Source organism: Kutzneria kofuensis (genome assembly GCF_014203355.1).
GTDB classification, from domain to species: Bacteria; Actinomycetota; Actinomycetes; order Mycobacteriales; family Pseudonocardiaceae; genus Kutzneria; species Kutzneria kofuensis.
Map to the genome: position 1 here is coordinate 282,120 of NZ_JACHIR010000001.1, position 26,498 is coordinate 308,617.

The following is a 26,498-nucleotide window of genomic DNA, read 5'->3' on the forward strand; positions in this document are numbered from 1 at the left end:
CGCCGCTCCTCGTCGCCAGGGATCACCGCGGTGTTACCCGGGCCACACTAGAATCTGTTCTCGTTCTGGGCAAGACCGGGTCAGCCGGTCACGCGCAGCGCGTAACGCGGACAGCTGGCGACGGCGACCTTGATCCGCTCGGCCAGCTCGGCCCCGACCGGCGGCTCATGGATCACCAACTCCTCGTCGTTTTCCAGCTCGAACACCTCCGGAGCGGCCGCCACGCACCGCCCGTTCGCCTCGCACAGATTCCGATCGACTTCGATCGCCACGGCCGCCTCCTCCTCGCACGAGTTGGACGCGATTCACGGTAACACCGTGCTACGGTGACTAGAACACGTTCCACCTCGCCGAGCCGGGAGGCCGGATGCGGATCGCGTACACCCCCGAGCAGGAGCGGCTACGCGCCGAGCTGCGGGCGTACTTCGCGGAGCTGATGACGCCGGAGCGGCGGGAGGCGCTGGCCACCACCGGCGGCGAGTACGGCGACGGCGTCGCCTACAAGGAGGTCGTCGCCCAGCTGGGCCGGGACGGCTGGCTGGTGATCGGCTGGCCGGCCGAGCACGGCGGCCAGGACCGGTCCATGCTGGAACAGCTGATCTTCCTCGACGAGGCGGCGACCGCCGGCGTGCCGGTGCCGTTCCTCACCCTGAACACCATCGGGCCGACGATCATGCGGTTCGGCACGCCCGAGCAGAAGGCCGAGTTCCTGCCCCGGATCGCCGCCGGGCAGGTGCACTTCGCCATCGGCTACTCCGAACCCGGCGCCGGCACCGACCTCGCGTCGCTGCGCACGCGGGCGGTCCGCGACGGCGACGACTACGTGATCAACGGCCAGAAGATGTGGACCAGCCTGATCCAGTACGCCGACTACGTGTGGCTGGCCGCGCGCACCGACCCGGATGCGGTCAAGCACAAGGGGTTGAGCATCCTGATCGTGCCCACCGACGCCGAGGGCTTCAGCTGGACGCCGGTGCACACGATGGCCGGGCCGACCACCAGCGCCACCTACTACCAGGACGTGCGGGTGCCGGCGACGGCGCTGGTCGGCGAGGAGCACCGGGGCTGGCCGCTGATCACCAACCAGCTCAACCACGAGCGCGTCGCCCTGACGTCCGCCGCACCCGTGCTGACCGCGCTGCACGAGGTGACCGCGTGGGCGCAGCGGACCAAGCTGCCCGACGGCAACCGGATCATCGACCAGGAATGGGTGCAGCTGCACCTCGCCCGTGTGCATGCCAAGGCCGAGTTCCTCAAGCTGATGAACTGGCGCATCGCCTGGGGTGTCGAGCAGTCGCCCAGCCCCGCGGACGCGTCCGCGACCAAGGTGTTCGGCACCGAGTTCGCCACCGAGGCGTACCGGCTGCTGATGGAGGTGCTCGGCACGAACGCCGTCGTGCGCCAGGGATCGCCCGGCGCGCTGCTGCACGGGCGGATCGAGCGGATGCATCGGTCGTCACTGATCCTGACGTTCGGCGGCGGCACCAACGAGGTGCAGCGGGACATCATCGCCGCGGTGGGCCTCGGCCTGCCCGTCGGCCGGCGCTGAAAGGGAACCTCCGGTGGACTTCGAGTTGTCGGAAGCGCAGCGGGACCTCGCCGCGATGGTGCGGGAACATCCACAGTGGACCGACCTGGCGGCGTCCGGGGTGCTCGCCGCCGCGCTGCCGGAATCGGTCGGCGGCAACGGGTTCGGGCTGTTGGAGCAGTGCAGCGTGCTGGTCGAACTCGGCCGTGCCGTGTCGCCGGCGCCGTACCTGCCGTCGATCGTGCAGGCGGCGTCGACGGTGGCCCGGTTCGGCACGGCCGAGCACGTCGACCGCTGGGTGCGGCCGGCGCTGACCGGGTCGACCGTGCTGTCGGTCGCCTTGTCCGAAGAGAACAACGACGATCCCCTGGCTCCGGTTACGCGTGCTTCTCGGGACGGCCGAGGCTGGCGGCTCACCGGCGTCAAGTCCCTCGTGCCGGCTCCGTCGGCCGATCTGTTCCTGGTGCCCGCCAGCACCGCCGACGGCCTGCGCATGTTCCTCGTCACCGCCGACGAGGCCCAGGTTCTGCGGCAGGAGGTCGTCGACGGCGACGACAGCTGCCTGCTCGACCTCGCCGACGTGCACCTCGGGCCCGACCGCGTCCTCGACGGTGAGGCCGTCTCCTACGCCCTGCACCGCGGCGTCGTCGGTCTCTGCGCGCTGCAGCTCGGCGTCGTCGAACGGGCGTTGGAGATGACCACCGAGTACGCGCGAACCCGGCAGCAGTTCGACCGCCCGATCGGCAGCTTCCAGGCCGTCACCCAGCGGCTCGCCGACGCCTACATCCAGGTCGAAGCCATTCGACTGACGCTGTGGCAGGCCGCCTGGCGGCTGAGCGAGGGGCTGCCCTGCGACACCGAACTCGCCACCGCCAAGTTCTGGGCGTCCGAGGGCGGGCACTTCATCGCCCACACCGCCGTGCACGTCCACGGCGGCATGGGCATCGACATCAGCCACCCGCTGCACCGCTATTTCGTCGCCGCCAAGCGCAACGAGTTCGCCCTCGGCGCCGCCACCACCCAGTTGCGCCACATCGGAGCCGCCCTCGCCGCCACCCCCGCGTAGAATCACCGGACGTGCCGCTGAGACTTCGGATGAGCGTGCTGTCGCAGGTGGCGATCATCGTGCTCAGCTGGTTACTGCCGTTCGGGGTGTTCATCCTCGCGGGCCCGGTCATCGGCGACGCGATGCGGATCCCGCTGCTGGTGGTGGCGTTGCTGGTCGCGATCACGCTGAGCGTCCGGGGCACCGAGTGCGGGGTCGACTGCACGGGAGACACGATCACGGTCCGAGGCTGGGTTCGGACCGTGCGGATTCCGACCAGTGCGGTGAAAGCGGTCGACCAGGGCCGGTACGCGCTGCTCTGGACGAATGAGGACGGCCGGGACCGCCGCACCAAGGTGTACGCGTTCGGGCGATCCAGGAGTGGCCACTTCGACCCGCACAGCCGCGAGTCGCTGGAGCGGCTCGCGGCGTGGGTGGGCAGCCGCTAGCGGAGCTTGTCCAACCTGGTCAGGGTCTCGTCGAACTCCCGCAGCAGGTCGGTCATCACGTCGGCGACGGGGCGGATGGCGTTCATCCGGCCGACGATCTGCCCGACGGGCATGGACACGACGGTGGGATCGCCGGACTGGGTGATGCGCTGGTGGGCGTCGGCGACGAGCAGGTTCTGCAGCGGCATGGGCAGCGGCTCGGGGGCGTCCGGGCTGCTCCATGCCTCGGTCCACCGGGTCTTGAGCAGCCGGGCGGGCTTGCCGGTGTAGATCCGGGTTCGCACGGTGTCGCTGGAGCCGGCGGCGAGCAGCGCCTGCTGGGTGGCCGAGGCGGGCAGCCCGACGGCGTACTCGGCGGTGGTGAGCCAGCACGACCCGAGCCAGCCGCCGGACGCCCCCAGCGCGAGGGCGGCGGCGAGCTGGCGGCCGCTGCCGATGCCGCCGGCGGCGAGCACGGGCACGTCCGCGCCAACGGCGTCGACGATCTCCGGCACCAGCACCATGCTGGCGATCTCGCCGGTGTGCCCGCCGGCCTCGTAGCCTTGCGCCACAACGATGTCCACGCCGTTGTCGACGTGCCGGCGGGCATGCTCGGCCTTGCCGGCGAGCGCGGCGACGGGAACGTCGTGCCGGTGCGCCTGCTCGATGACGTCGACGGGCGGCGAACCCAGGGCGTTGGCGATCAGCCGGATCGGATGCTGCAAGGCGACATCCACGTGGGACCGTGCCACGGAGTGCAGCCAACCCAGCACGCCGGTGCCGTGGGAGTCCAGCGGCGGCACCCCCAGCTGCGTCAGCGTCCGTTCGACGAATTCGCGGTGCCCGGCCGGAATCAGCGCGTCCAGGTCGATCGCGGTGCCCTCGGTCGGGATCTTCGCCGGCATCACGACGTCGACCCCGTACGGCCGACCGTCGGTGTGCTCGTCCATCCACGTCAGCGCGGCATCCAACTCGGCGGCGTCGTTGAACCGCACGCACCCCAGCACGCCGAGCCCGCCGGCCCGGCTGATCGCGGCGGCGACGTGCTCCGACGGCGTGAAGCCGAAGATCGGGTGTTCGATGCCGAACCGGTCACACAGTGCCGTTCGCACGGGAACCTCCCAGTCCGGCGGTGGTCTGCACCTCGACGGCCGGCGGCCGCTCGGCGACGAGCTGCCGCGCCCACTGGTAGTCGGGCTTGCCGCTGGGCAGCCGGCTGATCTCGTCGACCAGCCAGATGCTGCGCGGCACCTTGTAGCCGGCGATCTGTTGCCGCGCATGGGCATCCAGCTCGTCGTAGGACAAGGTCCGCCCGGCACGGGCCTGCACGACCGCGGCGACCCGCTGCCCGAGCCGGTCGTCGGGAACGCCGAGCACCAGCGCGTCGAAGACGTCCGGGTGCGACTTCAGCACGCCCTCCACCTCCTCGGGGAACACCTTCTCCCCCGCGGTGTTGACGCACATGTTGCCGCGCCCCAACAGGGTCACGGTGCCGTCCTCCTCAAGCCGGGCGAAATCCCCCGGCACGGCGTAGCGTTTGCCGTCGACCTCGGCGAACAGCGCGGCGGTCCGCTCCTCGTCCTTGTAGTAGCCGAGCGGGATGTGGCCGCCACGGGCGAGTTTCCCGATCACGCCGGGAGGCGCCGGCCGGCCGTCGTCACCGAGCACGATGCTGGCCGGGTCGGCCTTCACGCGCGGGCCGCCGGACTGCGGGGCGCCGCTCTGCACCACGCCGATGCCGGTGAATCCCGTCTCCGACGCCCCGATCGCGTCGGTGATCACCACGTTCGGGAAGGCGGCGACGTACTCCTCCTTGACGGCCTTGGAGAACAGGGCCGCGCTGCTGGAGATCGCCGCCAGCGAGGAGGCGTCGTAGTCGCCGTCCCGATAGGACTCGATCAGCGGTCGCGCCATCGCGTCGCCGACGATCATCAGCACCTGCACCTTGTGCCGCTGCACGGCCCGCCAGATCTCGTCGGCGTCGAACTGCGGCAGCAGCACGACGGTGCTGCCGGTGAACAGCGCCCCGAACACGCCCCACTGCGCGGCGCCGTGGATCATCGGCGGCGCGCACAGCCGGACCAGCCCGTACGCCTGCCCCTGCCGGGCCTGCTGCCACTCGTCCTCGACGGGCACGCCGGTGATGAAGTCGATGCCGCCACCGAGCACGCGCCAGACGTCCTCCTGACGCCACAGCACACCCTTGGGGTAGCCGGTGGTGCCGCCGGTGTAGAGGATGTAGATGTCGTCGGGGCTGCGCTCCGGGAAGTCCCGGGCCGGGCTGGAGCCGGCCAGCGCCGCCTCGTACTCGACCGCGGAATAGGACACGTTCTCGTCCGAACCGTCCTCGGTGTAGACCACGTGACGCAGCCTCGGCACCTCGGGCAGCACGTCGGCCACCAGCGGGGCGTAGCGGCGCTCGTGCACCAGGGCGACGAGGTCGGAGTTGTCGAACACGTAGCGCAGCTCGGCGCGCGTGTAGCGGTAGTTGATGTTGATGGCGACCGCCCGCAGCTTGTACGCCGCGAGCATGCTTTCCACCATCTCAATGGAATTCCGGGAGTGCACGCCGACGTGGTCGCCGGGTTGCACGCCGTGCGCGGCGAGGTGGTTGGCCAGCCGGTTGGCTCGCTCGTCCAGCTCCGCGTAGGTCACCCGACGCTGGCCGCAGATCACCGCGGCGCGCTCGGGGACGAGGTCGACTACGTGCTCCACGAGGTCTGCGATGTTCAGGGCCACCCCTGCAAACTAGAACGTGTTACTGTTTTGGGCAATCCCCTGGGAGGCTTGATGACCGCGACGCAGGAGTCCGAGCACTGCCTGGTAGACCAACGAGGCGGGGTCCTCGTGGTGACGATGAACCGCCCGGAGGCGCGCAACGCCCTGTCCGGCCCGATGATGGCGATCATGCGCGAGGCCTGGGACCGCGTCGACGCGGACGACAGCATCCGGGCCTGCGTGCTCACCGGCGCCGGCGGCGCGTTCTGCGCGGGCGCCGACCTCAAGGCGATGACCGCCAGCCACCCCGGCGACTCGTTCTCCGGCGGCGGCTGGGACCTGTCCGTGATCGAGCCCCTGCTCAAGGGCCGCCGGCTCAGCAAGCCGCTGATCGCCGCCGTCGAGGGTCCCGCGATCGCCGGCGGCACCGAGATCCTGCAGGCCACCGACATCCGGGTGGCCGGCGAGAGCGCCCGGTTCGGCGTGTCCGAGGCCCGCTGGGGCCTGTTCCCGCTCGGCGGCTCCGCCGTCCGCCTGCCCCGGCAGATCCCGTACACCGTCGCCGCCGAACTGTTGCTCACCGGTCGGCACATCACGGCCGCCGAGGCGCTGCGGTTCGGCTTGATCGGTCATGTTGTGCCTGACGGACAAGCGCTGGCCAAGGCGTTGGAGCTGGCGGACCTGATCGCCGCCAACGGACCGCTGGCCGTGCAGGCGATCCTGCGGACCATCCGGGAGACCGAGGGCATGCCGGAGAACGAGGCGTTCACGATCGAGGCCCAGCACGGAATGCGGGTCTTCCTCAGCGAGGACGCCAAGGAGGGCCCGGCCGCCTTCGCCGCCAAGCGCAAACCCGAGTTCCGCGGCCGGTAGCCCCGCGAGTCACGCTCTGCGGCACCCCGAATGTAGGTTTCCGGCAGGTCTGCCGGAAACCTACATTCGGTGGGTCTGAGAGCGTGACTCGCGGGGGGTTAGATGGCGCGGTCCTGGCCTTGCCAGTACGGGTCGCGGAGGCGGCGCTTGTAGAGCTTGCCATTGGGGTCGCGGGGCAGCTCGGCGACGTAGTCGATGCTGCGCGGCAGCTTGAACCTGGCCAGGCGCGAGGCGGCGAAGGCCAGCAGCTCCTCGGTCAGCTCGGGCCCGCCGTCGACGCCGTCCACCGGCTGCACGACGGCCTTGATCTCCTCGCCCCAGTCCGGGTGCGGGATGCCGAACACGGCCACGTCGGCGACCTTGGGGTGGCAGGCCAGCTCCCCCTCGATCTCGGCCGGGTACACGTTCACACCGCCGGAGATGATCATGTCGGCCTTGCGGTCGCACAGGAACAGGTAGCCGTCCTCGTCCAGATACCCCACGTCGCCGAGGGTGAACAGGTCGCGGACCCGGCCGGCCTCGGTCTTGGCCTTGTCCTTGTAGTACTCGAAGGTGGAGGCGCCCATCCGCATGTACACGGTGCCGACCTCGCCCGGCGGCAGTTCGGAGCCGTCGTCGCCGAGCACCTTCACCACCGATCCCGGCCACGGCAGGCCGACGGAGCCGGGCTTGCGCAGCCAGTCGGTCGCGGTGATCACCGTCCCGCCGCCCTCGGTGGCGGCGTAGTACTCCGTGACCACCGGCCCCCACCAGTCGATCATCCGCCGCTTGACCTCGAGCGGACACGGTGCGGCGCCGTGGATCGCCACCCGCAGCGACGAGACGTCGAACTGGGACCGCACCTCCTCCGGCAACGCCAGCAGCCGCCGGAACTGGGTCGGCACCATGTGGCTGTGCGTCACCCGGTACTTCTCGATCAGCCGGAGCATCTCGGCGGCGTCCCACCGGTCCATCAACACCGTCGTGTGTCCGAACTGGATGGACAGGGCGACGAAGTTCAGCACGGCCGTGTGGTACAGCGGCGAGCCGCACAGGTGCACGTGCCCGTCGAACGGCTTCAGGTCGAAGATGCCGAAGAACCAGACGCCCGCGGCCGGCACCTCGTCCGGGTCGGCGCCGGTCAGCGCCCGCCGCACGCCCTTGGGCCGGCCGGTGGTGCCGGAGGTGTAGAGCATCGGCGCGCCGGCGGTCCGGATGTCCGGCCGCCCGACGGGTTCGTCCGCGCCCAACTCCGCCAACGGCCGGAACCCGGCGATGTCCCCGACCGAGAACCGCGCCTGCGCCGGAAGGGACTTCCCCGCCACCACGGCGGTGTCCGCGAACCGGGCCGACGCCACGAAGACCTTGGCGCCGGAGTCGGCGATCAGGTAGGCGACCTCCGGCCCGATCAGGTGCCAGTTCACCGGCACGATGTACAGCCCGGTCTGCATCGCGGCGAAGTACATCGCCATCAGGTCGGATCCGTTGGGCAGCAACACCACGATGCTGTCGCCGGGCCGCAGTCCCAGCGCCTGCAGCCCGCGCCCGTACCGATCCGCCGCGGCGGCCAGCGCGCCGTAGCTCACCTCGCCACCGTCGGGGTCGACCACCGCCGTCATCCCGGGGTCCGCAGCCGCGATGTTCCACAGTCCAGGCGCCGTCATACAGCTCAATCTAGAACGTGTTCCACTTCGTCGACAAGGGCCGCGGACAGCTGCTCGACCTGTTCCACGCTCCCGCAGCCGACCAACAACGTCGTCACGCCGGCCCGTTCCATCTCGGCGACCCGAGCCCGCACCTCGTCCGCGTCGCCGACCAGCATCACGTCCTCGACCAGGGCATCCGGCACCTCGGCGGCGGCCTCGTCCTTGCGGCCGGCGCGGAACAGCCGGCCGATGGCCTCGACCTGCTCGGGATAGCCCATCCGGGCGAAGACGTCGGCGTGGAAATTCATGCCGGCCGCGCCCATGCCGCCGATGTACAGCGCCAGCACGGGCTTCATCGCCCGAATGGCGCCGGCCCGGTCGTCGGTGAGCACGATCTGGCAGCTCGCGACGATCTCGAAGTCCTCGCGCGACCGGCGCGCCCCCGGCCGGGCGAAACCCTCGTCCAGCCAGTCGTTGTACATCCCGGCCAGCCGCGGCGTGTAGTAGATCGCCAGCCACCCGTCCGCGATCTCGGCCGTCATGGCGACATTGCGTGGTCCCTCCGCGCCCAGCATGATCGGCACGTCCGGGCGCAGCGGATGGGCGATCGGCTTCAACGGCTTGCCGAGTCCCAGCGCCCCGGGTCCCTGATACGGCAGCGGATAGTGCCGGCCGTTGTTGACGACCGGCGCCTCACGGGCCAGCACCTGCCGCACGATCGACACATATTCCCTGGTCCGGGCCAGCGGCTGGGCGAACGGCTGGCCGTACCAACCCTCCACCACCTGCGGGCCGGACACGCCCAGGCCCAGGATGAACCGGCCGCCGCTGAGCCGGTCCAGTGTCAGCGCGTGCATGGCGCACGCCGCCGGCGTCCGTGCCGACAACTGGGCGACCGAGGTGCCCAGTCGCAGCCGTGACGTGCGGGAACCCCACCACGCCAGCGGGGTGAACGCGTCCGAGCCCCACGCCTCGGCGGCGAACACGGAGTCGAAGCCGGACCGCTCCGCGGCGGCGACCAGTTCGGGAGTGTTGGGGGCCGGCACGGGGGTCCAGTAGCCGAGTTGCAGTCCAAGCCTCATGCCCTCATCTTGCCGCAAAAACGAGAACGTGTTTCACTTCGATGGTGACGATCAGCTCGGAACCGTTGAGCGCCCCGCTGGACGTGGGCTTCGACTACACCCGCTCGCTCGGGCCGGTGCTGGGCCGGTTCGCCACGGGGCTGCGCGCGCACACGATCGCCGGCATCCGCGGCTCGGACGGGAGAGTCCTGGTGCCGCCAACCGAGTACGACCCGGTGACCGCGGAGAAGCTCACCGAGTTCGTCGACGTCGGCACGGAAGGCGTCGTGCAGACCTGGTCGTGGATCGCGCAACCGCTTGCGGGGCAACCACTTTCGCACCCCTTCGCGTGGGCGCTGGTCAAGCTCGACGGCGCCGACACCGCACTGCTGCACGCCGTCGACGCCGGCTCGCCGGACCGGATGAGCACCGGCATGCGGGTCCGCGTCCGCTGGGCCGCCGAGCCGGTCGGCAGCATCCGGGACATCGAATGCTTCGAGCCGCTGGACGTCGAACCGACGGAACGTGAAGCCGGCAGCGGGGATCCCGTCACGATGCTGACGACGCCGATCCACCTCACGTACCAGCACACGGCGTCGCCGGAGGAAAGCCGCTACCTGCGGGGCCTCGCCGAGGGCAGGCTGCTCGGCCAGCGCTGCCCCGCCTGCAACAAGGTCTACATCCCGCCGCGCGGCTCCTGTCCCACCGACGGCGTGCCCACCGAGGACGAGATCGAGCTGCCCGACCACGGCGTGGTCACCACGTTCTGCGTCGTCAACGTGCCGTTCCTGGGCCAGCGGATCAAGCCGCCGTACGTTGCCGCGTACATCCTGTTGGAGGGGGCGGACATCCCGTTCCTGCACCTGGTCCTGGGGTGCGCGGCCGACGAGGTCCGGATGGGCATGCGGGTGCGGGCGCAGTGGCGGCCGCGCGAGCAGTGGGGCACCACGCTGGAGAACATCGACCACTTCCGGCCCACCGGCGAACCGGACGCCCCTTATGAATCGTACGCACAGCATCTCTAGGAGGCCCTCGTGAGCGAGGTGGCGGTCGTCGGCTTCGCGCAGGCGCCGAACGTGCGCCGCACACCCGGCACCACCAACGGCGTCGAGATGCTGGTGCCGGTGTTCCACCGGCTGCTCGCCGACACCGGCCTGTCCAAACAGGACATCGGCTTCTGGTGCTCGGGGTCGTCGGACTACCTTGCCGGGCGGGCGTTCTCGTTCATCGCGGCGGTGGACGCGATCGGCGCCTTCCCGCCGATCATGGAATCGCACGTGGAGATGGACGCCGCGTGGGCGCTGTACGAGGCATGGGTGAAGATCCGCACCGGCGAGGTCGACACCGCGCTGGTGTACGGCTTCGGCAAGTCCTCGGCCGGTGAGCTGCGGCGGATCATGGCCATGCAGATGGATCCGTACCTGATGACGCCGCTGTGGCCGGACTCCATCGGCGTCGCCGGACTCCAGGCCCGGCTGGGCATCGATGCCGGCCTGTGGACCGAGCGGGACATGGCCGAGGTGGCGGCGAGCAGCCGCCGCGCCGCACTGTCCAATCCGGACGCCCAGCTCGCCGGTGACACCACCGCCGAGGAGCTGCTCAAGCAGCCGTACCTGGCGGATCCGTTGCGCGCCCACGACTGCGCGCCGATCACCGACGGCGCCGCGGCGATCATCCTTGCCAGCGGCGACAAAGCTCGTGATCTCTGCGACAAGCCGGCGTGGATCAGCGGCTTCGAGCACCGCGTCGACACTCCCCTGATCGGCGCCCGGGACCTGACCACATCGCCGTCGACGATCGCAGCAGCCAAGGCGGCCGGCGTGGACGGCGTCCAGGTGGCCGAACTGCACGCGCCGTTCACGCATCAGGACATCCTGTTGCGTCAAGCACTCGGGCTCGGCGAGGAGGTCCGGGTGAACCCGTCCGGCGGCGTGCTGGCCGGGCACCCGATGTTCGCCGCCGGCCTGATCCGCATCGGCGCCGCGGCCGCCGAGATCCGCGCCGGCCGCGCCGACAGGGCACTTGCTCACGCCACCAGTGGGCCGCTGCTGCAACAGAACCTCGTCTGTGTGCTGGAGGGACGCTGATGGGCGCGCAACTCGCGGCCGTGATCGGGACCGGCCAGACGAACCACACCGCCAAGCGGCTCGACGTGTCCATGGCCGGGCTGTGCCGGGAAGCGATCGACCGCGCGATGGCCGACGCCGGCACGGACTGGGCCGACATCGACGCGGTGGTCCTCGGCAAGGCCCCGGACCTGTTCGAGGGCGTCATGATGCCCGAACTGTTCCTGGCCGACGCGCTCGGCGCGACCGGGAAACCGTTGCTGCGCGTGCACACCGCCGGTTCGGTCGGCGGCTCCACCGGCAATGTCGCCGCCAGCCTGGTGCAGTCGGGCGTGCACCGCCGGGTGCTGGCGGTGGCGTTCGAGAAGCAGTCCGAGTCCAACGCCATGTGGGCGCTGTCCATCATGCCGCCGTTCCACATGCCGGTCGGCGCCGGCGCGGGTGGCTACTTCGCGCCGCATGTCCGTTCCTACATCCGGCGTTCCGGCGCGCCCAACCACATCGGCGCGATCGTCGCCGCCAAGGATCGCCGCAACGGCGCGCTGAATCCGTACGCACATCTCAAACAGCCGGACATCACGGTGGAATCGGTGCAGGCGTCGCCGATGCTGTGGGACCCGATCCGCTACGACGAGACGTGCCCGTCCTCCGACGGCGCGGCCGCCGTGGTGATCGCCGACGAGCAGACGGCCAAGGGCCGCCCGGCGGCGTGGATCCACGCCACGGCCATGCGCACCGAGCCGACCACCTTCGCCGGTCGCGACCAGGTCAGCCCGCAGGCCGGCAAGGACGCGGCGGCCGCGCTGTGGAAGCAGGCCGGCATCTCCGATCCCGTGTCCGAGGTGGACGTCGCCGAGATCTACGTGCCGTTCTCCTGGTTCGAGCCGATGTGGCTGGAGAACCTCGGGTTCACCGAGGAGGGGCAGGGCTGGAAGTTCACCGAGGCCGGTGAGACCGCGATCGGCGGCCGGCTGCCGGTGAACCCGTCCGGCGGCGTGCTGTCGTCCAACCCGATCGGCGCGTCCGGGCTGCTCCGCTACGCCGAGGCGGCGATGCAGGTGCTCGGCCGGGCCGGCGAGCACCAGGTGGACGGCGCGCGCGTGGCGGTGGGTCATGCCTACGGCGGTGGCTCGCAGTACTTCTCCCTCTGGGTGGTCGGATCGGAAAGGCCGGGTGCGCGGTGAAGTTCACGCTTGCGGTGGCGATGAGCCCGCTCGACCAGCTGGTGGAGCTGGCCAGGACGGCCGAGGAGTGCGGCTTCGCGTCGATCGCGCTGCCGGATTCCCTGTTCTGGTCGGAGAAGGTGTCGGCCGACTACCCGTACACGCCGGACGGCTCGCGGTTCTGGACGGCCGAGACACCGTGGGCGGACCCGCTGATCGCGGCGGCCGCGATGGGCGCCGGCACCAGCCGGATCCGGTTCTACACGCAGGTGCTCAAGCTCGGCTCCCGCAATCCCGTGCTGCTGGCCCGGCAGGTCGGCTCGGTCGCCGCGCTGACCGGCGACCGGTTCGGGCTCGGCGTCGGCCTCGGCTGGTCGCCGGAGGAGTTCGCCTGGTGCGGCACGGAATACGCGCACCGCGGGCCGCGCAGCGACGAGGCGATCGAGGTGCTGAAACTGATCCTCGGCGGCGGCATGGTCGAGTACCACGGCAAGTACTACGACTTCGACCGGCTCCAGATGAGTCCCGCGCCGAGGCAGCCCGTGCCGTTCTACGTCGGCGGGCACACCGAGGCCGGGCTGCGCCGGGCCGCCCGCATCGGCGACGGCTGGACCTCCGCCATGATCAAGTTCGGCGACCTCCAGCAGATCGTCGCCCGTCTCGGCGAGCTGCGCGCGGAGTACGGCCGCGCCGACGAGCCGTTCGAGATCCAGGCCGTGTCGATCGACAAGTTCGGCGTCGACGGCTACCAGGACCTGGCCGCGGCCGGCGTCACCGACGCGATCGTGATGCCGTGGCTCCTCTACGGCGTCGGCTTCGACGGCGAGCTGGCCGCGAAGCAGGACGCGTTGCGGCGGTTCGCCTACGAGGTGATCGAGAAGGTGACGGCGTGATCGACTGGCGGGCGTCGAAGGCGGAGCACCCGGCGCGGGTGGTGTCCTGGCGGTCCATGGAGGCCGTGGCGGCCGGCGAGAAGGAGAAGTGGATCTCGCTGTTCGCCCTGGACGGCTCGGTCGAGGACCCGGTCGGGCCCTCCCCGTTCGATCCGGAGGGCGTCGGCCACCACGGCCACGAGGCGATCGGCGCGTTCTGGGACAAGGCGATCGCGCTGGCCGAGGGCTTCGACTTCACCATCACCGACTCGTTCGCCAACGGCCTCGAGTGCGCCAACGTCGGCACGATCACCATCCACCTGCCCGGCGGCAACCTCATGGACACCGACGGCGTGTTCGTCTACCGGATCACCGAGGACGGCCTGATCAGGTCGGTCCGGGCGCACTGGGAGATGGAACGCGCGATGGGCACGCTGCGAACCCGCTGAGCGAACGCGGCGCTACTCCCCCAGTGGCGCCAGGCCCAACGCCTTGACCACCCACGGCAGGGCGACCTCCAGCTGAGTGCGCTGGATCGGGCGCACCCCCGGCGCGCCCGGCACCGGCGGCAGGCCGGCGTGCGAGGCGAAGTAGCCGGCGACGACGCCGACCAATCCGGGGTCGATCGTCGTCACCTCATCTGGCGCGGGCCCGCCCTCCGCGTGCATGCTGGGCAGGAAAAACGCCCTTTCCACCTCGGGATTGGCCACGCACGCGTGGTTCCAGTCGACGAACAGCGTGCGGTCACCGTCGAAGCACAGGTTGTCGCTGCGCACGTCCAAGTGCAGCAGCTGGTCTCCCTTGAGGGGCGCGGATTCCACCGCCGCCAGCAGCGTGGGCAGTGCCCGGTCCAGCCACGCGGGCGTGCACATTCCCAGCGACAGAAAGGGTTCCGGGTCCTCGGCGACCGTGCGCCAGCCGCCGCGCAGCCAGTCGGCATCCAGCGGCTCGACCCCGTCCGGGATCGGCTGCCGACCGATCTCGGCGATGGTGTCCAGCACCCGCTGGATCCGCTCCGCGGTCCACGGCGGCGGCCACAGGGCGTGGGACAGGTCCTCCAGCACGAGGATCGGCTCCAGCCCGCCGTCGTCGTCCCAGCCGATCAGCTCGGGCCGGAAGGATCCGCGCAGCTGCCGGTAGTTCGAGAACTCCGTGCGCAGCCACTTCGCGGTCGGCTTGGTGGTCGCCTGCTTGGCGAACACGGTCGAGCCGTCGGCCAGTTCCACGATCATCCGCCGCGCCGGCGTGTACCCACGGCCGGTGAACGGCGTCACGCGGACGACCGGCCTGCCGATCGCCCGCGTGAGCCTCTCCGTCAACACACGACCAGATTACCGAGGTGCGACACCGATTTTCGCGGCGACCCCGGTGCGGACCGACGTGGACTCGACGACCGTGCCGGGCTTCAGGCCCTGCCAGAACCCGGTTCCGTCGGCGAGCAGGACCAGCCGCTCGCCGATGTACCGGCCGGTCGCCGGGTCGATCACGATCTCCTGGCGCAGTGTCTGGTCGTCGGCGCCGAGCGCCACGCCACGCTGACCGTCCACAGTGGCCGCGTTGTCGGTGACGTCGAGGCCGGGCATCAACGTCAGCGCCCGGTACACAGTGGACCGAATCTCGCGGCTCGCGTCGCCGGAGGCGAGCACGGCGGCCGCCATCTTCAGCATGTCGCCCTTGCCGTTCCTGGCGTCGGCCTTGAGCTTGTCGTAGAGCTCGGCCGGATCCGTCGGCAGCTGGGCGATGAACCGCGGCGTCGGCTCGTACCAGTCGCCCATCCGCTGGTCGCACGGCTTGCCGTCGTCCGGCGAACCGCCCAGCTCGGGCGTCTGGCGACCGCCCCAGTCACCGCACGGACCGCGCTCCTCGGTCTGCTTGACCGGCTCGAACAGGCCGCCGTCGCCCTCAGCCTTGACGATCGCGTCGCTGCCGATGAGCCAGGTGTGCTTGCCGGTGTAGCCGCCGCGCCGCAGCCACACGTCCGACCGGTTGGCCGGGATCCACTCCTCGTCCAGGTGCTCGACCATGGCGTCCAGGTTCTTCCCGGTCCTGGTCTCGGCCGCGGTCAACGACCAGGAGTGGGTGGCGATGTAGAAGTACTGCCCGGGTTCCACCTTCTGCACGTCGGCACTGCCGCCGGACGCCCGCTCCAGGCTCTGTACGGCGGCGGCGCTGGCCTGCGGGGCTGGTCCGCCGGAGAGAAAGGTCGCCGACACGCCCGTCACCGCCGCGACGGCCGCCGCCGCGGCCAGCCACCAGCCCTTGCCGCCACGCTCGGCCGGCGCCGCGTCCGCCGCACGCAGCGCCGCCAGCGCCCGCGCCCGGGCCTCCGGGCTGAAAACGGGCCCCGCCGGCTGGTCGGCCAGGGCCTGGTCGAGCTCGCTGTCAGTCCACATCGTCGGTGCTCCCCCTGGCGGTGATCTGTGCGTCGATCTGCGGCGCGACCACGCGCAGGTGGCGGCGCACGCGGTGCAGCCGGGACCGCACGGTGCCGGCCGGGATGCCGAGCGCCTCCGCGATCTCGTTCGAATCCATGCCGGCCCAGCTGGTCAGCAGCAGAACATCGCGGTCGGCGTCGTCCAACTCGGCGATGGCGGCGGCCAGCTGGCGGGCGCGCAGCTGCGCGTCGACCTGCTCGACGACGCGGTTCTCGTGGCTCTCCGCACGCGCGGAGTCCAGCAGCCGGGCCGTGGCCGCGTGCTCACGTCTGCGTCGGCGCAGGTGGTTGCGGGCGAGGTTGTTCGCGATCCCGAACAGCCAAGCGCGGGCCGACGCCCGCGCCGGGTCGAAGCCGTCGCGGCCCTTGAGAGCGGCGACGAACGTGTCGGCGACCAGGTCGTCGGCCACGCCGCCGACGAGTCTGCCCAGGTAGCGGTGCAGATCGTCGGCGTGCGCCTCGAACAGCCGCTCGAAATCCGCGAGGCTGCCTGGTGGCGCCGCCTCGTCGATTGCTGTCATCACATCTCTACTTGGTCGCTCCCACAGCTCGTGTTCACGGCCGAGTAGAACAAATCAGATACGTGAGTGGCTCACATGCCCCCCAGAGCCACCTGAGCCACTCACGTGCCAGGCCAGGCACGTGAGTGGCTCACGTGGTTGCCAGGGGCAAGTAAGCCACTCACGTGCCGAAAAGGGTCACGCGTATGCCACCTGGAAGTGCTTGATGCCGTTCAGCCAGCCCGAGCGCAGCCGCTCCGGCTCGGCCAGCTTGTGGATGTCCGGCATCCGGTCCGCGATCGCGTTGAAGATCAGCTCGATCTCCAGCCGGGCCAGGTTGGCGCCGAGGCAGTAGTGCGTGCCGCTGCCGCCGAAGCCCAGGTGGGGATTGGGGTCGCGGCCGATGTCGAACGAGTGCGGGTCGTCGAACACCTCGGGGTCGAAGTTGGCCGAGCTGTAGTACATGCCGACCCGCTGCCCCTGCTTGATCTCAACGCCGCCGATCTCCACGTCCTGCATGGCCGTCCGCTGGAACGCCACCACCGGCGTCGCCCAGCGCACGATCTCGTCGGCGGCGGTGGGCGTGCGCTCCTCCTTGAACCGCTCCCACTGCTCGGGGTGATCCAGGAAAGCCGCCATGCCATGGGTGATCGCGTTGCGGGTGGTCTCGTTGCCGGCGACGGCCAGCAGCAGCACGAAGAAGCCGAACTGGTCCGAGCCCAGCGCCTCGCCGTCGACATCGGCCTGCACCAGCTTGGTGACGATGTCGTTCATCGGGCAGGCGCGCCGCTGCTCGGCCATGTTCCAGGCGTAGCCGAGCAGCTGCGCGCTGGCGACGTCCGGCTCGATCTCGTACTCGGGGTCGTCGTAGGCGATCATCTGGTTGGACCAGTCGAAGATCTTGAGCCGGTCCTCCTGCGGCACGCCGAGCAGCTCGGCGATGGCCTGCAGCGGTAACTCGCAGGCCACGTCGGTGACGAAGTCGCCGCGGCCGCGGGCGAGCGCCTCGGACACGATCCGTTCCGCCCGATCCTGCAGCGCGTCCCGCAAGGAGTTGATCGACTTCGGCGTGAAGCCGCGCGAGACGATGCCGCGCACCTTGGTGTGCTGCGGCGGGTCCTGGTTGAGCATGATCAGCCGCAGCGCCTCGATGCGCTCCGGCGGCATCTCCTGGCCGAAGCGCATGATGGCGCCCTTGGCCCAGGAGGAGAACACGTCGCTGCGGCGGGAGATCTCACGCACGTCCGCGTGCCGGGTGACGGCCCAGAAGCCGCCGTCGCTGAAGCCGCCGCAGTGACCGGACTGCGCGTTCCACCAGACGGGTGCGGTGCGGCGCAGCTCGGCAAAGTGCTCGTACGGCACGCCGTTCGCGTAGATGTCGGGATCGGTGAAGTCGTAGCCGTCGGGTACCACGTTGCCTCCAAGCACCGCGTCGTGCGTGGAACGGGTTCTACGACCTTCCTAGCATACACCGTTAACTAGGGGAACCCTGCTGCTCAAATGACCATTGCCCCCAATGAGAACCTGTTCTAGTTTTGGGGTATGGGCACCCCGGTGATCGTGGCGGCGGCGCGGACGCCGATCGGCAAGCGCGGCGGCTGGCTGGCCGGCCTGCACGCCGCCGAACTGCTCGGCGCGGCGCAGCAGGCCGTCGTGGAACGGGCCGGCATCGATCCGGCGCTGGTCGAGCAGGTGATCGGCGGCTGCGTGACGCAGGCGGGCGAGCAGTCGAACAACATCACCCGAACGGCATGGCTGCATGCCGGCCTGCCGCAGACGACCGGCTGCACGACCGTCGACTGTCAGTGCGGGTCCGCCCAGCAGTCCACGCACCTGATCGCCGGCCTGATCGCCGTCGGCGCAATCGACGTCGGCATCGCCTGCGGCGTGGAGGCGATGAGCCGGGTCCCCTTGCGTAGCAACGTGGGCACGGATGCCGGGACGCCGCGGCCGGAGTCGTGGGACATCGACCTGCCCAACCAGTACCTGGCCGCCGAGCGGATCGCGCAGCGGCGCGGCATCAGCCGTGAGGACGTCGACCGGTTCGGGTTGCGGTCGCAGCAACTCGCCCGTGCCGCCTGGGATGCCGGCCGGTTCCGGGACGAGGTCGTGCCGGTGAAGGGCGTCGACATCGATCAGGGCCTGCGCGAGACCAGCATGGAGGCGTTGGGCCGGTTGAAGCCCGTGCTCGACGACGGCGTGCACACCGCCGGCACCTCGTCGCAGATCTCCGACGGCGCCAGCGCGGTGCTGTTGGTCTCCTCGGAACGGGCGCAGCAGCTGGGTTTGCGGCCGCGGGCGCGGATCGTGTCGCAGTGCCTGGTCGGGGCGGAGCCCTACTACCACCTGGACGGTCCCGTCGCCGCCACCAGCCGGGTGTTGGAGCGCAGCGGCATGAAGATCGACGACCTCGACCTGTTCGAGGTCAACGAGGCCTTCGCCTCGGTCGTCCTGTCGTGGCAGTCCGTGCACCGGCCCGACCCTGACCGCGTCAACGTCAACGGCGGCGCGATCGCGCTCGGTCACCCGGTCGGCAGCACCGGCACCCGGTTGATCACCACCGCCTTGCACGAGCTGGAACGGCGGGACGCCTCGACCGCGTTGATCTCCATGTGCGCCGGCGGAGCCCTGGCCACCGGCAGCATCCTGGAACGCATCTGACACCCCCGCGAGTCCCGCTCAGCGTCACACCGAATGTACGAAACGGATTCACGCATTCGGTGTGACTGTGGGCGGGACTCGCGGGGGTTCGTTCTACGACCTGGGGGTGCGCCGGCCGTCGAAGGGCTTGCCCACGAAGTCGAACATCTTCACGTCGTCCCGGTACGGCAACGGCTTTCCGACGAGCCGGTGCGTGCCCACCGAGTACGAATACCCCGGCTCCGTGTCGAAACCCAGCTCCTCGAAGCCCGCCTCGGCGAACCACGCCCGGATGGTCGGCGTCAGGTCCGGCGGCTCGTGGTGACGGGTCCACACGACGGTGGCGCCCTCCCGGCACAGGCTGGGCAGCACGGACACCGTCCGGTGAATGTCCTCATCGGACACATTGCCGAACACCCCGCACGCCAGCACGACATCGGCCGGGAAGTAGGCCGAGGTGAGGGAGGCATCGCCCTCGACGACCTCGATCCGGTAGCCGGAGAGCCGTTCCCGGGCCGCGGTGACGTTGGCGGGGTCCAACTCCACCAGACGACCGACGACGTCGGCGGACCGGGCAAACCCGGACAACGCGCCGGCGACGTCCAGGCCCTGGCCGGCACACATGCTGATCAAGCGGATCTCGCCGGACGGGACGCGTTCCACAGCCTCCAGCACACGGCGCCGCACATGGGCCAGCCGGCGGGTCAGGCCGGACTCGGGGTCGTCGTACGCGATGTGCCACTCCACCCAGTTCTTCACCGTTGCGACGGTAGCCGGGACAACGCCTTGCCGCTGGCGGAATTCCGCACCGTGAACGCGACGGCGTCGCCGACATAGCGGTCGTCGGACCACTCCAGCATCACGCCGTGGGGATCGGCGGTCCGCCGGCGCTCCCGCAGCAGGGGCAGCCGAGGGCGGATCTCCAGGAGCCGGGCGTCCTCGGAAGTCGCCGCCACGGCGTCGATCTGGTGCTCGGCGTCGGCGAAGATCACGCCGAGGTCCTCCAGGCGTTCGGTGATGGACACGACGTCGCGGGCCATGCCGGCGACCATGGCGCCGACGGGCTCGCGGTAGGCGGTGCGCTCGATCATCACGGGCCGTCCGGACAGGTAGCGCACCCGGGTCAGGTGGTACACGCGACTCCCCAACGGCACTTCGAGGTGCGCGCACTCGTCCTCGCTGGCGGCGCGCAGCTCCAGCCGTTCCACCCTGCCCGCCGGTTCCTCACCGATTGCCCTCGCCCAACGGGAGAAGCTCACCAACTCGTTGAAGGTCTGCAACCGCGGACCGCGGAGGACGACCCGCCGCGCGCCTTGGCGTGACGAGATGACGCCGTCGGCGACGAGAGCGGCGAACGCCTGCCGGATCGTTCCCCGCGACGCGCCGTACCGGGCGGCCAGTTCCGCCTCGGACGGCAACCGGGCTCCCGCCTGGTACGCACCGGAAACGATGGCTGCCTTGATGTCCTCGGCCACTCGGCGGTAGAGCGTCGTCCCCATGCCAGCACCGTAACCGGCAACCGGTCGGTCACCCGCCGTGAGGGGAACAAGACATCGGGAGTTCACCCGGCTGTCCGACCATGTTCCGACTTATCTAGCCAGGTGGTCAGTTCGGTGAACGAGCCTGCCGCCAGTCGTTCCCCGTACTCCCTGGAGTCCCCCGTGAACAGAAGCCGTACCGCCGTCGCGGCCGGTCTGCTGGCCGTCGTCGCGCTGGCCGCCACCGCATGCGGCTCCTCGTCGGGCGCGAGCAGCGCCGGCACCACCAAGGCGGCCACCGCCCACAGCGCCGCCGATCTCGGCGGCATGGACGCCCTCGTCGCGGCGGCCAAGGCCGAGGGCACGCTGAACGTGATCACGCTGCCGCGCACCTGGGCCGGCTACGGCGACCTGATGGACAACTTCACCAAGAAGTACGGCATCAAGATCAACGATGCCAACCCGGACGGCAGCAGCCAGGACGAGATCAACGCGGTCAAGCAGCTCAAGGGCCAGGACCGCGCGCCGGACGTGCTCGACCTCGGCTCCTCCTTCGCGCTGTCCGCGGCGGCGGCCAACCTGCTCGCGCCCTACCAGGTCGCGACGTGGAAGGACATCCCGGACGCGCAGAAGGACTCCCAGGGCCGCTGGTACAACGACTACGGCGGCTACATCTCCATCGGCTACGACGCCGGCCGCGTGAAGACCCCGCCGACCTCGATCGCCGACCTGGCCAAGCCCGACTACAAGGGCATGGTCGCGCTCAACGGCGACCCGACCAAGGCGGGCGCGGCCTTCGCCGGCGTGTACGCGGCGGCGCTGGCCAAGGGCGGCAGCGTGGACGACATCCAGCCGGGCATCGACTTCTTCGGCCAGCTCAAGAAGTCCGGCAACTTCATCCCGGTCGGCGCCACCCAGGCGACCATCCAGTCCGGCCAGACGCCGATCACCATCGACTGGGACTACCTGCAGGTCTCCGCGGCCAACACGCTCAAGGGCAAGGTGGACTGGAAGGTCGTCGTGCCCTCGGACGGCCTGTACGCCAACTACTACAACCAGGCCATCAGCGCGACCGCCCCGCACCCGGCGGCGGCGCGGCTGTGGGAGGAGTACCTGTACTCCGTCGACGGCCAGAACGGCTTCCTGCAGGGCTGGGCCCGCCCGGTCGAGCTGGCGGCGATGCAGGCCGCCGGCACCGTGAACAAGGCCGAGCTGGCCGCGCTGCCCCGGGTGAGCGGCAACTCGCCGTTCCCGACCGAGGCGCAGCTGGACGCGGCGAAGAAGGTCATCGCCGACAACTGGGCGAAGACCGTTGGCTGACCTCACGTCCCGGAACCGGCGGCGGCTCGACCTGCTCGGGCTGCTGCCGTTTCTGGCCTATGTGGCGGTGTTCCTGGGCGTGCCGACGGTGTCCGTCGTCGTCGGCGCCTTCCAGGACGACGCCGGCGGCTGGACGCTGAGCAACCTCGGCGCCGCCGCCGGCGATCCGTACCTGCATGCCTTCGTGGTCAGCACGGAGATCTCGGCGCTGACGGCGGCGATCGGCGCGGTCGTCGGGCTGGCCATCGCGTTCGCGGTGAGCGCGTCGCCGCCCGGCGGCGTGCTGCGCCAGGTGGTGTCGACGGCGTCCGGTGTGCTCGCGTACTTCGCCGGTGTGCCGCTGGCGTTCGCGTTCATCGCGGCGATCGGCAGCCAGGGCCTGGTGACCAAGTGGCTGGGCGCGCTGGGGCTGGACATCTCCGGCTTCAGCCTGTTCGGCTTCGCCGGGATCACCTTGGTGTACCTGTACTTCCAGATCCCGCTGATGGTGCTGGTGATCTTCCCGGCATTGGAGGGGCTGCGCCCGCAGTGGCGGGAGGCGGCCAGCAACCTCGGCGCGAGCCGCTGGCAGTACTGGTGGCTGGTCGGCGGACCGCTGCTGCTGCCGCCGTTCCTCGGCGCGCTGATGTTGTTGTTCGCCAACGCTTTCGCCGCGTACGCGACGGCCGCCGCGCTGACCAACGGCATCATTCCCCTGGTACCCATCCAGATCGCCGCGGTGATGTCCGGAAACGTGGCCGTGGGCCAGGAGAACCTCGGCAACGCACTCGGGTTGGGCATGATCCTCGTCGTCGCCCTCGCCCTCGCCGGCTACGCCTGGATGCAGCGTCGGACGTCGAGGTGGTTGCGATGACCGCGGTTGTCGACCTCACCACCGCGCCCCGCACCGGGACCCGCCGCAAACTCGGCAGGGGTCGCATCGCGACCGGGTTGGTGCTGATCATCGCCGCGCTGTACTTCCTGCTGCCGGTCGCGGCGTCGGTGGAGTTCAGCCTGCGCGGCGTGCACGACACGCACGACCTGTCGACGTGGGAGAACCTGTTCGGGCAGCCCGGCTTCCTGGACAATCTGATCACCTCCCTCGAACTGGCCGCCGGCACGGTCGTGATCACGCTGGTGCTGATGGTTCCCACCACAGCGTGGGTGCACCTGCGGCTGCCGCGCCTGCGGCGGCTGATCGAGGCGATCTGCGTGCTGCCGCTGGTGATCCCGGCCGTGGTGCTGGCCAACGGCGTGCTGGTGGCGTTCCGCGGCGGCCCGAGCTGGATCACCGGCACGCCGGTCATCCTGGCGCTGGAGTACGTGGTGCTGGCGCTGCCGTTCACCTACCGCACGCTCGACGCCGGCCTGTCGGCCATCCCGCTCACCACGCTCGTCGAGGCCGGCCGCAACCTCGGCGCGAGCTGGCTGACCGTGCTGCTGCGGGTGATCGTGCCGAACCTGCGCACGTCCATCCTGAACGCCTCCATCCTCAGCGCGGCGATGGTGCTCGGCGAGTTCACCATCGCCAACCTGCTGCTGATGAACACCCTGCCGGTCTGGACGGTCCAGGCCGGTCAGCAGGACGGCGAGGTCGCCACCGCGGCGTCCATGCTGATCCTCATCGTCACCTGGGCGTTGCTGCTGCTGATGTCCGTGTTCGGGCAGCGCGGCGCCCGCCGCACCGGGAGGTCCCGATGACCGCGACCATCGATCCGAGCACCGAGCCCAGGCCCGGCAGCCCGGTCCGGCTGGCCGGGCTGCGCCGCGGCTACGGCCAGGTGACCGCGCTCGACGGCCTCGACCTGGACATCGCGCCCGGCGAGCTGGTCAGCCTGCTCGGGCCGTCCGGCTGCGGCAAGACCACCGCGCTGCGCATCGTCGCCGGGCTGGAGCACAGCGACGCCGGCGCGGTTTTCGTGGACGGCAAGGACATCAGCAAGGTGCCCGCCAACAGGCGGGACATGGCCATGGTGTTCCAGTCCTACAGCCTGTTCCCGAACCTCACCGCCGGCGAGAACGTGGCCTTCGGGCTGCGGCTGCGCGGTGTGAAGCCGGCCGAGCGCCGCAAGCGGGCCGGCGAGTTGCTGGAGCTGGTCGGCCTCAACCAGCACTACGACCGGTACGCCACGCAGATGTCCGGCGGCCAGCAGCAACGGGTCGCGCTGGCCCGGGCGCTGGCGATCGAGCCGAAGGTGCTGCTGCTCGACGAGCCGCTGTCCGCGCTGGACGCCAAGGTGCGGGTGCAGCTGCGGGACGAGATCCGTGGCCTGCAACAGCGTCTGGGCATCACCACCCTGTTCGTCACGCACGACCAGGAGGAGGCGCTGAGCATGTCCGACCGGGTCGCCGTGATGAACGCCGGCCGGCTGGAGCAGTGCGCCGGCCCCGACGAGGTCTACTCCCGCCCGGCCACGCCGTTCGTGGCGGCCTTCGTCGGCGCCATGAACCGCATCGGCGGCATCGCCTCCGGAGCCGAGGTCGAGGTTCTCGGCCAGCGCCTCGCCGCCACCCAGCCGCCCGAGGTTCCCGCCGGCTCCAAGGTGACCGCCCTCGTGCGCCCCGAGTCCGTGCTGCTCTCCCCCGCCGTCGCCGGCACCGTTCGCGTGACGCGCAGCAGCTTCCGCGGCCCGGTGACCCGGGTGACCGTGGAGCTGCCCGACGGCGCCGAGGTCGACAGCGACCTCCCCAGCTCCGCCGCCGTCGAGCTGCGGCCCGGCACGCTCGCCGACATCCGGTTCGCGCCCGAGCCGGTGATGGTCATCCCGTAGCGAACACCGCTTGCCTCAACACCGCCGTCCACGCCAGCGTGGACGGCGGTGTTGGCTCGATCGGCGTCGACCTCTCCAGCGGCATGCTCGGCTACGCCGTCGATCGGCTGCCGGTCATGCGGGCCGACGCCGAGCACCTGCCCTTCGCCGGCGACTCGCTGCCGGCGGTGGTGTCGGTGATGGCGCACAGCTGCTGAACGCCTTCACGGACGCCGGCTTCACCCTGGAGCGGTTCGGCGAGGGCGACGAGCCGACGCCGATCACGTTCTCGGTGCGTGCGCGCAAGTGAGCATTCCCTTGTGGACACGGGTGTCCACGACCGCCGCCGTGATCACGTAACGTGGCGGAATGGATCTCACTGGTCGGGTCGCCGTGGTCACCGGCGCGAGTCGTGGCGTGGGCAAGGGAATCGCGATCGAGCTGGGCGCGGCCGGCGCGACGGTGTACGTCACGGGCCGCAGCACCGAACCGGGCCCGTTGCCCGGCACGGTCGGCGAGACGGCGGCGGCCGTGACCGAAGCGGGCGGCACCGGCATCGCGGTGGCCTGTGATCACCGTGACGACGAGCAGATCGCCGCCCTGTTCACCCGGATCGCCGAGGAGCAGTCCGGCCTGGACATCCTGGTGAACAACGTCTTCTCGTCGCCGGATCTCGCGCAGTGGGTCGGCCGGCCGTTCTGGGAGCTGCCGGTCGGCGCCTGGGACCAGGTCGTCGGCCTCGGCACGCGGGCCCACTACGTGGCCTCGGTGCACGCCGTTCCGCTGATGCCGGCCGGCGGCATGATCGTCAACCTGTCGTCGCCGGGGGCCGCCGAGTACCAGACCAACGTCGTCTACGGCGTCGGCAAGGCCGCCACCGACAAGATGACCGCGGACATGGCCGTGGAGCTGAAAGCCCGTGCCGTGTCGGTGTTCTCGATCTGGCCGGGGCTGGTCCGCACCGAGTTCCTGCTGGCCGCCGCCCGCACCACCGACGACGGCCGCCGGGTCCTGGACTTTCCCGACGGCCGGGTGTTCGAGGTCGGTCTGGCCGAGTCGCCGCGGTTCATCGGCCGCGGGGTCGTCGCCCTGGCCACCGACCCCGCCCGGCTCGACCGGACCGGCGGCGTCGAGACGACCGCCGGCCTGGCCGAACGCTACGGCTTCACCGATGTGGACGGCTCGACGCCACCGGCGTCAGCGCAGGTCGGCTAGCGCCGCCGGGCCAGCAGGCTCGGCACCGTCAGCAGGGAGAGGCCGGCGAACATCAGCACCAGCGCGATGACGATCAGCCAACCCCCGGAGAAGCCGGTGTAGGCCAGCGCCCCGCCGGACGGCGTCGCCGCCAGCCCGACCACCTCGGTGGTGTCGGTGGTGGTCGGCGCCTCGGTGGTGGTCACCGGGGCGGTCGTGGTGGTGCTGGTCGGCGTCGTCGAGGTCGCCGACGTCGTTGTCGTCGTACCCGTGGTGGTCGGGCACGGTGTCGTCGTGGTGATCGTCGTCGGCGGCGCTGTCGTGGTGGTCGACTCCGTGGTGGTCGTCGTGGTGGTCGTAGGCGGCGTGGTGCTGGTGCTCGTCTCGGTGCCGCACGCGAACCAGTGGCTGATCGTCGCCGGCTTGCCGCTGTTGCCGGCGATCGGCGAGTGCAGGTCGGTCCACGGCAGCGGGCCGAGCGCGTCGGGCAGATACACGTTGTACGCGTCGCTGCCCTTGACCACCACACCGGTGACCATGGTGTCGGCGGGCAGGCCGGTGACGGTGATGTAGGTGTTGTCGGTGATGGTGGCGGTCACCGTGATGATGCCGCCCGCCAGCCCGGCCTCCGCGCAGGTGACGGCGTTGCCGGAGTGGACGACGCCACGCGGGTCACCCGAGGGCGGCGGGTCCCCGGCGGCGAACGCGACCCCGGTCGCGCACACGGCGACGCCCGCGGCGATCAGGACGGCGGCGAGCGAGTTGCGAATGACCGACTTGGCCATGGCGGCCTCCAGCGGCGGCGAAGTGGAGTTCCACTCGGA

28 protein-coding genes are annotated in these 26,498 nt (G+C 70.7%); 16 read left to right on the top strand and 12 right to left on the bottom strand.

Annotation, left to right across the window (positions count from 1 at the left end; translation table 11 throughout):
* Window positions 1-80: 80 nt before the first annotated feature.
* The gene (locus BJ998_RS01275; protein WP_184857701.1) at window positions 81-272 is read right to left on the bottom strand and encodes a ferredoxin; all 192 of its coding nucleotides are present in this window, start codon (window positions 270-272) and stop codon (window positions 81-83) included.
* Window positions 273-367: 95 nt separating this feature from the next.
* Between BJ998_RS01275 and BJ998_RS01280 the strand changes: the two genes are divergently transcribed.
* The 3 genes from BJ998_RS01280 to BJ998_RS01290 are packed head-to-tail and all read left to right on the top strand — an operon-like array spanning window position 368 to window position 3,022.
* Window positions 368-1,549, top strand: coding sequence for an acyl-CoA dehydrogenase family protein (locus BJ998_RS01280; protein ID WP_184857703.1), 1,182 nt, complete (start codon window positions 368-370; stop codon window positions 1,547-1,549).
* Window positions 1,550-1,562: 13 nt separating this feature from the next.
* A complete protein-coding gene (locus BJ998_RS01285; protein WP_184857705.1) occupies window positions 1,563-2,594 on the top strand; it encodes an acyl-CoA dehydrogenase family protein in 1,032 nt (343 codons plus the stop codon).
* An 11-nt stretch (window positions 2,595-2,605) separates the two neighbouring features.
* Complete coding sequence (locus tag BJ998_RS01290; protein WP_184857707.1) at window positions 2,606-3,022, top strand: hypothetical protein; 417 nt, start codon at window positions 2,606-2,608, stop codon at window positions 3,020-3,022.
* On the opposite strand, the gene BJ998_RS01295 is transcribed toward BJ998_RS01290, so the two are convergent.
* The gene (locus tag BJ998_RS01295; RefSeq protein WP_184857709.1) at window positions 3,019-4,113 is read right to left on the bottom strand and encodes an NAD(P)H-dependent flavin oxidoreductase; all 1,095 of its coding nucleotides are present in this window, start codon (window positions 4,111-4,113) and stop codon (window positions 3,019-3,021) included. The genes BJ998_RS01290 and BJ998_RS01295 overlap by 4 nt on opposite strands.
* A complete protein-coding gene (locus tag BJ998_RS01300) occupies window positions 4,094-5,740 on the bottom strand; it encodes an acyl-CoA synthetase (protein ID WP_184857711.1) in 1,647 nt (548 codons plus the stop codon). The genes BJ998_RS01295 and BJ998_RS01300 overlap by 20 nt, the downstream gene beginning before the upstream one ends.
* A gap of 51 nt (window positions 5,741-5,791) precedes the next feature.
* On the opposite strand from BJ998_RS01300, the gene BJ998_RS01305 reads away from it, so the two are divergent.
* Window positions 5,792-6,592 (top strand): crotonase/enoyl-CoA hydratase family protein, encoded by an 801-nt coding sequence (locus BJ998_RS01305; RefSeq protein WP_184857713.1) that lies wholly within the window; start codon window positions 5,792-5,794, stop codon window positions 6,590-6,592.
* A 98-nt stretch (window positions 6,593-6,690) separates the two neighbouring features.
* Here BJ998_RS01305 and BJ998_RS01310 read toward each other — a convergent pair whose 3' ends face one another.
* Window positions 6,691-8,235, bottom strand: coding sequence for an acyl-CoA synthetase (locus BJ998_RS01310; protein WP_184857715.1), 1,545 nt, complete (start codon window positions 8,233-8,235; stop codon window positions 6,691-6,693).
* Window positions 8,236-8,240: 5 nt separating this feature from the next.
* On the bottom strand, window positions 8,241-9,299 hold the full coding sequence (locus BJ998_RS01315; RefSeq protein WP_184857717.1) for an LLM class F420-dependent oxidoreductase: 1,059 nt from the start codon (window positions 9,297-9,299) through the stop codon (window positions 8,241-8,243).
* 41 nt (window positions 9,300-9,340) lie between these two features.
* Here BJ998_RS01315 and BJ998_RS01320 point away from each other — a divergent pair, with 41 nt between their 5' ends.
* From BJ998_RS01320 to BJ998_RS01340, 5 genes are read left to right on the top strand one after another with little or no spacing between them, the layout of a single operon-like run.
* A complete protein-coding gene (locus tag BJ998_RS01320; protein WP_184857719.1) occupies window positions 9,341-10,303 on the top strand; it encodes a Zn-ribbon domain-containing OB-fold protein in 963 nt (320 codons plus the stop codon).
* 9 nt (window positions 10,304-10,312) lie between these two features.
* Complete coding sequence (locus BJ998_RS01325) at window positions 10,313-11,365, top strand: thiolase family protein (RefSeq protein WP_184857721.1); 1,053 nt, start codon at window positions 10,313-10,315, stop codon at window positions 11,363-11,365.
* Window positions 11,365-12,528 (top strand): thiolase family protein, encoded by a 1,164-nt coding sequence (locus tag BJ998_RS01330; protein ID WP_184857723.1) that lies wholly within the window; start codon window positions 11,365-11,367, stop codon window positions 12,526-12,528. Before BJ998_RS01325 ends, BJ998_RS01330 begins: the two co-directional genes overlap by 1 nt.
* On the top strand, window positions 12,525-13,400 hold the full coding sequence (locus tag BJ998_RS01335; protein ID WP_184857726.1) for a TIGR03619 family F420-dependent LLM class oxidoreductase: 876 nt from the start codon (window positions 12,525-12,527) through the stop codon (window positions 13,398-13,400). Before BJ998_RS01330 ends, BJ998_RS01335 begins: the two co-directional genes overlap by 4 nt.
* 56 nt (window positions 13,401-13,456) lie before the next feature.
* Window positions 13,457-13,828 carry a nuclear transport factor 2 family protein gene (locus BJ998_RS01340; protein ID WP_184868342.1) on the top strand — a complete coding sequence of 124 codons (372 nt, stop codon included), beginning with the start codon at window positions 13,457-13,459 and terminating at the stop codon, window positions 13,826-13,828.
* 12 nt (window positions 13,829-13,840) lie between these two features.
* On the opposite strand, the gene BJ998_RS01345 is transcribed toward BJ998_RS01340, so the two are convergent.
* From BJ998_RS01345 to BJ998_RS01360, 4 genes are all read right to left on the bottom strand, one after another.
* Window positions 13,841-14,701: a phosphotransferase gene (locus BJ998_RS01345; protein ID WP_221337834.1), complete on the bottom strand. Its 861-nt coding sequence runs from the start codon at window positions 14,699-14,701 to the stop codon at window positions 13,841-13,843.
* Window positions 14,702-14,710: 9 nt separating this feature from the next.
* Window positions 14,711-15,772: a CU044_5270 family protein gene (locus BJ998_RS01350; protein ID WP_184857728.1), complete on the bottom strand. Its 1,062-nt coding sequence runs from the start codon at window positions 15,770-15,772 to the stop codon at window positions 14,711-14,713.
* Window positions 15,762-16,334 (bottom strand): RNA polymerase sigma factor, encoded by a 573-nt coding sequence (locus BJ998_RS01355; protein WP_184857729.1) that lies wholly within the window; start codon window positions 16,332-16,334, stop codon window positions 15,762-15,764. The genes BJ998_RS01350 and BJ998_RS01355 overlap by 11 nt, the downstream gene beginning before the upstream one ends.
* A gap of 177 nt (window positions 16,335-16,511) precedes the next feature.
* The gene (locus BJ998_RS01360; protein WP_184857730.1) at window positions 16,512-17,741 is read right to left on the bottom strand and encodes a cytochrome P450; all 1,230 of its coding nucleotides are present in this window, start codon (window positions 17,739-17,741) and stop codon (window positions 16,512-16,514) included.
* A 114-nt stretch (window positions 17,742-17,855) separates the two neighbouring features.
* Here BJ998_RS01360 and BJ998_RS01365 point away from each other — a divergent pair, with 114 nt between their 5' ends.
* Window positions 17,856-18,974 carry a steroid 3-ketoacyl-CoA thiolase gene (locus BJ998_RS01365; RefSeq protein ID WP_184857732.1) on the top strand — a complete coding sequence of 373 codons (1,119 nt, stop codon included), beginning with the start codon at window positions 17,856-17,858 and terminating at the stop codon, window positions 18,972-18,974.
* Between the two features lie 93 nt (window positions 18,975-19,067).
* Here BJ998_RS01365 and BJ998_RS01370 read toward each other — a convergent pair whose 3' ends face one another.
* Together BJ998_RS01370 and BJ998_RS01375 are read right to left on the bottom strand one after the other, a co-directional pair.
* Window positions 19,068-19,712 carry a class I SAM-dependent methyltransferase gene (locus tag BJ998_RS01370; RefSeq protein WP_184857735.1) on the bottom strand — a complete coding sequence of 215 codons (645 nt, stop codon included), beginning with the start codon at window positions 19,710-19,712 and terminating at the stop codon, window positions 19,068-19,070.
* Window positions 19,709-20,452 carry a GntR family transcriptional regulator gene (locus BJ998_RS01375; protein WP_184857737.1) on the bottom strand — a complete coding sequence of 248 codons (744 nt, stop codon included), beginning with the start codon at window positions 20,450-20,452 and terminating at the stop codon, window positions 19,709-19,711. Before BJ998_RS01375 ends, BJ998_RS01370 begins: the two co-directional genes overlap by 4 nt.
* Window positions 20,453-20,614: 162 nt before the next feature.
* On the opposite strand from BJ998_RS01375, the gene BJ998_RS01380 reads away from it, so the two are divergent.
* The 6 genes from BJ998_RS01380 to BJ998_RS01405 all read left to right on the top strand — a co-directional run bounded on the left by BJ998_RS01380 (window position 20,615) and on the right by BJ998_RS01405 (window position 25,695).
* The gene (locus BJ998_RS01380; RefSeq protein ID WP_184857739.1) at window positions 20,615-21,751 is read left to right on the top strand and encodes an ABC transporter substrate-binding protein; all 1,137 of its coding nucleotides are present in this window, start codon (window positions 20,615-20,617) and stop codon (window positions 21,749-21,751) included.
* On the top strand, window positions 21,744-22,604 hold the full coding sequence (locus BJ998_RS01385) for an ABC transporter permease (RefSeq protein WP_246488493.1): 861 nt from the start codon (window positions 21,744-21,746) through the stop codon (window positions 22,602-22,604). Before BJ998_RS01380 ends, BJ998_RS01385 begins: the two co-directional genes overlap by 8 nt.
* Window positions 22,601-23,431 carry an ABC transporter permease gene (locus BJ998_RS01390; protein ID WP_184857741.1) on the top strand — a complete coding sequence of 277 codons (831 nt, stop codon included), beginning with the start codon at window positions 22,601-22,603 and terminating at the stop codon, window positions 23,429-23,431. The genes BJ998_RS01385 and BJ998_RS01390 overlap by 4 nt, the downstream gene beginning before the upstream one ends.
* On the top strand, window positions 23,428-24,501 hold the full coding sequence (locus BJ998_RS01395; RefSeq protein WP_184857743.1) for an ABC transporter ATP-binding protein: 1,074 nt from the start codon (window positions 23,428-23,430) through the stop codon (window positions 24,499-24,501). Before BJ998_RS01390 ends, BJ998_RS01395 begins: the two co-directional genes overlap by 4 nt.
* Window positions 24,502-24,539: 38 nt before the next feature.
* A complete protein-coding gene (locus BJ998_RS01400) occupies window positions 24,540-24,698 on the top strand; it encodes a class I SAM-dependent methyltransferase (RefSeq protein WP_184857745.1) in 159 nt (52 codons plus the stop codon).
* A gap of 151 nt (window positions 24,699-24,849) precedes the next feature.
* Window positions 24,850-25,695 (top strand): SDR family NAD(P)-dependent oxidoreductase, encoded by an 846-nt coding sequence (locus BJ998_RS01405; RefSeq protein ID WP_184857747.1) that lies wholly within the window; start codon window positions 24,850-24,852, stop codon window positions 25,693-25,695.
* On the opposite strand, the gene BJ998_RS01410 is transcribed toward BJ998_RS01405, so the two are convergent.
* On the bottom strand, window positions 25,692-26,459 hold the full coding sequence (locus tag BJ998_RS01410; protein WP_184857748.1) for a hypothetical protein: 768 nt from the start codon (window positions 26,457-26,459) through the stop codon (window positions 25,692-25,694). The genes BJ998_RS01405 and BJ998_RS01410 overlap by 4 nt on opposite strands.
* Window positions 26,460-26,498 lie beyond the last annotated feature (39 nt).

Coding starts and splice junctions, on each gene's coding strand:
- BJ998_RS01390 (WP_184857741.1), top strand. CDS start 22,601: ATGACCGCGGTTGTCGACCTCACCACCGCGCCCCGCACCGGGACCCGC.
- BJ998_RS01310 (WP_184857715.1), bottom strand. CDS start 8,235: ATGACGGCGCCTGGACTGTGGAACATCGCGGCTGCGGACCCCGGGATG.
- BJ998_RS01315 (WP_184857717.1), bottom strand. CDS start 9,299: ATGAGGCTTGGACTGCAACTCGGCTACTGGACCCCCGTGCCGGCCCCC.
- BJ998_RS01375 (WP_184857737.1), bottom strand. CDS start 20,452: ATGGGGACGACGCTCTACCGCCGAGTGGCCGAGGACATCAAGGCAGCC.
- BJ998_RS01365 (WP_184857732.1), top strand. CDS start 17,856: ATGGGCACCCCGGTGATCGTGGCGGCGGCGCGGACGCCGATCGGCAAG.
- BJ998_RS01305 (WP_184857713.1), top strand. CDS start 5,792: ATGACCGCGACGCAGGAGTCCGAGCACTGCCTGGTAGACCAACGAGGC.
- BJ998_RS01320 (WP_184857719.1), top strand. CDS start 9,341: ATGGTGACGATCAGCTCGGAACCGTTGAGCGCCCCGCTGGACGTGGGC.
- BJ998_RS01395 (WP_184857743.1), top strand. CDS start 23,428: ATGACCGCGACCATCGATCCGAGCACCGAGCCCAGGCCCGGCAGCCCG.
- BJ998_RS01340 (WP_184868342.1), top strand. CDS start 13,457: ATGGAGGCCGTGGCGGCCGGCGAGAAGGAGAAGTGGATCTCGCTGTTC.
- BJ998_RS01410 (WP_184857748.1), bottom strand. CDS start 26,459: ATGGCCAAGTCGGTCATTCGCAACTCGCTCGCCGCCGTCCTGATCGCC.
- BJ998_RS01355 (WP_184857729.1), bottom strand. CDS start 16,334: ATGACAGCAATCGACGAGGCGGCGCCACCAGGCAGCCTCGCGGATTTC.
- BJ998_RS01330 (WP_184857723.1), top strand. CDS start 11,365: ATGGGCGCGCAACTCGCGGCCGTGATCGGGACCGGCCAGACGAACCAC.
- BJ998_RS01405 (WP_184857747.1), top strand. CDS start 24,850: ATGGATCTCACTGGTCGGGTCGCCGTGGTCACCGGCGCGAGTCGTGGC.
- BJ998_RS01280 (WP_184857703.1), top strand. CDS start 368: ATGCGGATCGCGTACACCCCCGAGCAGGAGCGGCTACGCGCCGAGCTG.
- BJ998_RS01350 (WP_184857728.1), bottom strand. CDS start 15,772: ATGTGGACTGACAGCGAGCTCGACCAGGCCCTGGCCGACCAGCCGGCG.